Raw genomic sequence first — 5,073 nt, forward strand, 5'->3', positions numbered from 1 at the left:
CCCGTTGCGTCGAGAGGCGCACGGCGGGTTCGGCGAGCGGCATGAGGAAACGGGTCGAGAGCAATCCCGATACCGCGCCTCATGCCGACTCAACCAGCCCGCCTGCGGCGGTCTGCCGCACGTTGGGCGGTCGCTGGCCGCGCTGCGGCTCTTCGGCCGGTCGCGGCCCGCGCCGCCCACGCGCCAACACCCTGTAAGGCTGTCATGTTTTGCGACCGCAAATGTCCTATTTAGTAGCATCCACGTCTGAGTCGATTCGCTGAGTAATTCAACTGCATCGTCGAAGCTATGCGCTTGATTTGATGCGCCTTTGGCTGGCATTAACGGCAGACTATCCTCTCTATTTCTTGCGCGAATCAAGCGCTGCAGGGAGATTCAGCACGTCGCCGAAAGTGATAATGTAGGTATATTCATTGTGGGTGTGCTCGGGGAATACATGTACCTGCTGGGTTGTTTGCATTTGTCTGCCAAGGAGATCCTTGTAGTTAATGATCGCTCGACATTCTATCGCTGTAGCCGCCCTTTTGGTATCGAGAATAAGGAAGGTCGGTATTCTGGTAAGTCCAGCTTCTTCGCCGGGTGCTATGTTGGCCGGAACGCTGGGCATAGTGTTTAGTTCTTCGTCGAATTTCAGCGACTTCAACAGCTCGTAACCTAATGGAAACTCATCCGATCCTATTGCCATGGTCTCCGGTTTCCATGCCACACGAACATCGAAGGCTGGCCCTTGTCCGTAATTTATAAGCTGGCCGTACGTATGGAAATCATCAGGCAGATCGAGAATTCGGGTCTCTGCTGGTATATCCCTGAAGTTGGATTTGACGAAATCCGCCGATACTCCTCCTATACTATAGTTGAAGTTTCGTTCGTTGAGTGAGACTACTGTTCCTTCTGGCTGGAACGCTAGGATAGGGAGTATGCGAAGATCCCTGTCTCTCTGTACATCTAGCCGTGTCTTGTATGAGACGTATATAGCTGCAAATACTGCTAGAACTGCCCCTAGTCCGCTGATAGCATCGCCCAGACTAGCTAATGCACCTAGCACTCCAGACCTTCCTCTGTCGCTGGCTTCCCGATACTCTCATCGCTCGATTCTGTAATCAGGATCGTGTGAGCACATTTACGGCAAGCAGCTCAATGAATTTCTCTACCTGTTCTGTGCTGATATTCTCGAGCGAAGCGGTTTCTGTATAGCCGCGATACTTCATTTCGCCTCGCTCGAATGCGTAGGGGATTCCCAAGCGGCTGAACCAGGCAAGAACCTCTCGCTCAATCTCACGCGCGTCTTGCACGACGCTGGCTTCCCAGCGACCAACTACCTGCCATCCCAAAGATGTATGTTGCCGTAGTCGCTCATTAACATTTGCTATGCCAACCTTCAGCGCACGGTGAGCGTTGTGCACTACTAGGTATAGATAACCTGGCTTTGTTAGGTCTATGCCACGAACAGCGCATTTAGTGCAACCCCCACTGCCTGCTCGGATATTATGCAACATGGGCGCCACTATTGAACCGCATCCCATACAGCGAGCTTTCCATGGCTTCATGCTTCCTGGGTAAGTGGCCAAAATTTCTAGTCCCGCATCATGCATTATTTCCTTGGCTTCGGTCTCAGTAAACCGGAGTGCCGTGGAGATATCAGATGAACGGCACTGCCAACACTGGTGGCCGCGAGCTTTTACATGGGAATAGGTTGGGCGTCCCAGATGGCCAGTTCGTGTGCAGCGCGAGAGCCACGGCTTCTGAGATCCTGGATAGTCTAATAGTGGCTCTAGATCGGCCTGGAGCATCACCATTCGGGCGGACTCGGGCGTCACGAGCATCCCTAGGCAATGCCTGCAGCCACCTCGATTTCTCTGGACATGAGATAGCTTCTTGGAAAAGATGTTGCCGCATTCGAGGCAGCGGCTTTTCCACGGAACACCGGCTCCGGGGTAGCCCTCCAGTGGTTCCCAACCCCAGGCGCGCATCATATCTGCGGCTTCTATAGCATCTCTCTTTAGGCCGCCTGCTATTCGTTCGGATCGGCAGAGGCCCCGACAAACGCCGCTGCCCTTATTTACGACGTCATTATATCGGGGAGAGCTTTCCTTGCCGCACTTCAAGCAACGACAGAGCCACGGTGACTGCGTTCCAGGGAATGGGACTAAAGGCTGTGCTCCTCTCTCCAACATTCGTGCAACTGCATCAGCTTCGCTCACTCTGCGAGGCATCGGGGGCTCTCCTCAAAACATGGCCATGATCCATTGCCGAGCTTCGGTTCCTACGCCAACCTTTCAGGGAGATTCTAGGCTGCGAGCCAAAGGAAATAGATTTTCGTTTATAACAATCTGATATCGAAAAGGAAAGATTGCTTGACGGAAAGACGAATTTCCCTCGCGTTAGACAGTCGGGGCAGAGCGTATGAGCGAAGCGCATGTACCTGGCATAGTGCGGGAATCATGCGGTGACAGCAGCGTCCATATGCAGGTCCGCAGGTCGCCCGTATCCTCACCTGCAATCTCGGGAATCGCGGGGGATCGGTGCCCGACAACGGATGATCAAGCTGCCGAGAGGCTTCAGTTCCCTGCAGTACGGATCCCTTGTCATCGGCTTGTGGCATGCGGGCCGTTGGGTGAGGCCCTATGCGACGCGCTCCTGCGCCCATGCCGCTACACCAGCGGCAAGTCCGGCGCCGAACTCGTCGAACACCTGCGCCAGGCACCCCGGCCTGCCAGCCGGATCGGCCGCCACACCGTGACCATCCTGATCACCACAGGTCGAGCAGGTCCGCGCCCTGATCCGCGGCATCGCCGACCTCGAGGCCACCCTCAAGGCGGCGCTGGACGAGCACCCCTACGCCTTCCTGTTCCGCGCCCTGCCCCGGGTCGACATGGTCAACCTCGCGCAGATCATCGGCGAGATCGGTCCCATGCTGGAATGCGGCCTGACCGCCGACGAGCTCGCCGAAGTCGGCATGGCCCCGGTCACCCGCGCCAGCGGCAAAGTCCACACCGTCGGCTTCAGGCACAGCGCCGACCGAGCCGTTCGCAAAGCCATGACCCACTTCGCCGACAACAGCCGGCACGCCAACCCCTGGGCCGAATAGGCCTACCAACGGGCCCGCGACTGCGGCAAACGCCACCCCAACGCAGTGCGCATCCTCGGCCGAGGCTGGCTACGCGTTATGCACACCTGTTGGCGCAACGGCACCCCCTACGACCCCGCCGTCCACTACGCCAAACACCGCACACCGCTGGCGTCGTAGTACTGCCGCGGCGCTCCTGGTCCTCGCTTCGCTGCGGTCCAGGTCACCTTGCCATCGAATATCCCACGTCCTCACCGCACCCAGGACGCTTCAAGATGCGACCTGACCAGCAACAACATCCCCATTTTCGTAGAGGGGTTGACTCAGGAAACTGCCGCAGACCGACTTCGTCGGTCTTTGCCACTGCATGAGATGGCTAGTCAACTTTGAGCAGTGCCGCGAAAGCAGCCCGGCGAGCTGCAAGAATGTCGGCGGTTTCTGCCAGCCTTTTTGTTATTCACCAGCGGCGGGCAGCGAGAATTGCCCTTTCGGAGTCCTCCCTCTGCGAAGGGCTGCATCCTGATGGTTGATCCTAACTTGGAGACCGTCACTTCTTGTCCGCGGTGCGGGTAGTTATCCCAGCTATTCGGAGTATTGCGGATGGCTCAACCTTTGCAATGTTGACCAACAGCGTATCCGATCTGAATTTACTCAAGGCCCATGTAAGCAATTTACGGGATTTATGCTTACTTGTATAAGGGGCTATTTCGCCTATCGCTTCTGCAGCGACGACTGCGTTGGTGGTGGAGTGGGTGAGTTCTTCAGCACGCTCAATCTGTCCGGCCTTGGCCAGATGGCTGACGAGACTGCTCAGTGACCACGATTGGACGAACAGGTCGGTGATTGAGCGGGCGAGCGTTTCAGCACGGTCGAACTGCCCAATTTCAGCTAACACACTGACTAGGTTGCTTTGTGCTGCGGCTCGATTGTCCGGGTCGGTGATGGAGCGGGCGAGCGCTTCGGCTTGCTGGAGCGCATGGTCGGCGTGGTCTGGTTGGCCCACTGTGGCGAGGGCAGCCGCCATATGGCTCAGCGCCACCGCCTGCATATCCTGGTCGGCGATGAAGCAGGCGAGCGCTTCGGCCTGCCGTGCCACCTGATTGGCGTGGTTGAGGTTTCCGGCCTTGGCAAGGGGACCGATCAAGCTGCTCAGTGCCCAGGATCGGACGAACAGGTCAGAGATGGAGCGGGCGACCCCTTCGGCACGGTCCAACTGCCCAACCTCGGCTAGAGGGCCGACTAGATCGCTCAGGGCTGCGGCTTGGTTGCGAGACTCGGTGATGGAGCGGGCGAGTGCTTCGGCGCGGTCGAACTGTCCGATCTCGGCTAGGACGCCGGCCAGGTTCCTCAACGCTGCGGCTTGGTTGCGAGAGTCGGTGATGGAGCGGGCAAGTGTTTCGGCGCGGTCGAACTGTCCGATCTCGGCTAGGACGCCGGCCAGGTTGCTCAACGCTACGGCTTGGTTGTGAGGGTCGGTGATGGAGCGGGCGAGCTCTTCGGCTTCTTGGGTCACCTCGGTGGCGTGGTCTAGTTGTCCCGCCGTGGCCAGGGCGGCCGCCATATTTCTCAGTTCCTGGGCTTGGTTGTGTACGTCGGTGCCGGCGCGGGTAAGCGCTTCGGCTTGTCGGGCCACTTGATCAGCATGGTTGAGTTGTCCCGCCTCGGCTAGGGGGCCGACCAGATGGCTCAGTGCCGAGGCTTGCTTTTGTGGATCAGTGATGGAGCGGGCAAGTGCTTCAGCACGGTCAAGCTGCCCGGCCTTTGCCAGGTAGCCGACTAGTTTGCTCAAAGCCCAGGCTTGGCTGTCTGGATCAGTGATGGAGTAGGCGAGTGCTTCAGCACGGTCGGGTAGGCCGGCTTCAGTCAGAGGACCGATTAGATCGCTCAAAGCCCAGGCTTGGCTGTCTGGATCAGTGATGGAGCGGGCGAGTGCTTCAGCACGGTCAAGCTGCCCAACCTCGGCTAGGGGACCGACCATGTTGCTCATTGTTTTAGCTCGGTGGTGC

The 5,073-nt window shown here is 58.1% G+C and carries 4 protein-coding genes; 1 reads left to right on the forward strand and 3 read right to left on the reverse strand.

The window, feature by feature from the left end:
- Positions 1 to 340: 340 nt before the first annotated feature.
- Both AB0J16_RS40475 and AB0J16_RS40480 read right to left on the reverse strand, forming a co-directional pair.
- Positions 341 to 1,045 carry a hypothetical protein gene (locus AB0J16_RS40475; RefSeq protein ID WP_358550058.1) on the reverse strand — a complete coding sequence of 235 codons (705 nt, stop codon included), beginning with the start codon at positions 1,043 to 1,045 and terminating at the stop codon, positions 341 to 343.
- 55 nt (positions 1,046 to 1,100) lie between these two features.
- Positions 1,101 to 1,331, reverse strand: a complete 231-nt coding sequence (locus tag AB0J16_RS40480; protein ID WP_358550060.1) for a hypothetical protein — start codon at positions 1,329 to 1,331, stop codon at positions 1,101 to 1,103.
- A gap of 1,541 nt (positions 1,332 to 2,872) precedes the next feature.
- Between AB0J16_RS40480 and AB0J16_RS40485 the strand changes: the two genes are divergently transcribed.
- A complete protein-coding gene (locus AB0J16_RS40485; protein WP_358550062.1) occupies positions 2,873 to 3,088 on the forward strand; it encodes a transposase in 216 nt (71 codons plus the stop codon).
- A 526-nt stretch (positions 3,089 to 3,614) separates the two neighbouring features.
- Here AB0J16_RS40485 and AB0J16_RS40490 read toward each other — a convergent pair.
- A partial coding sequence (locus tag AB0J16_RS40490; RefSeq protein WP_358550064.1) for a hypothetical protein occupies positions 3,615 to 5,073 on the reverse strand: 1,459 nt, incomplete at its 5' end.

The sequence above is a fragment of the Nonomuraea sp. NPDC049750 genome, assembly GCF_040659625.1.
Classification (GTDB): domain Bacteria; phylum Actinomycetota; class Actinomycetes; order Streptosporangiales; family Streptosporangiaceae; genus Nonomuraea.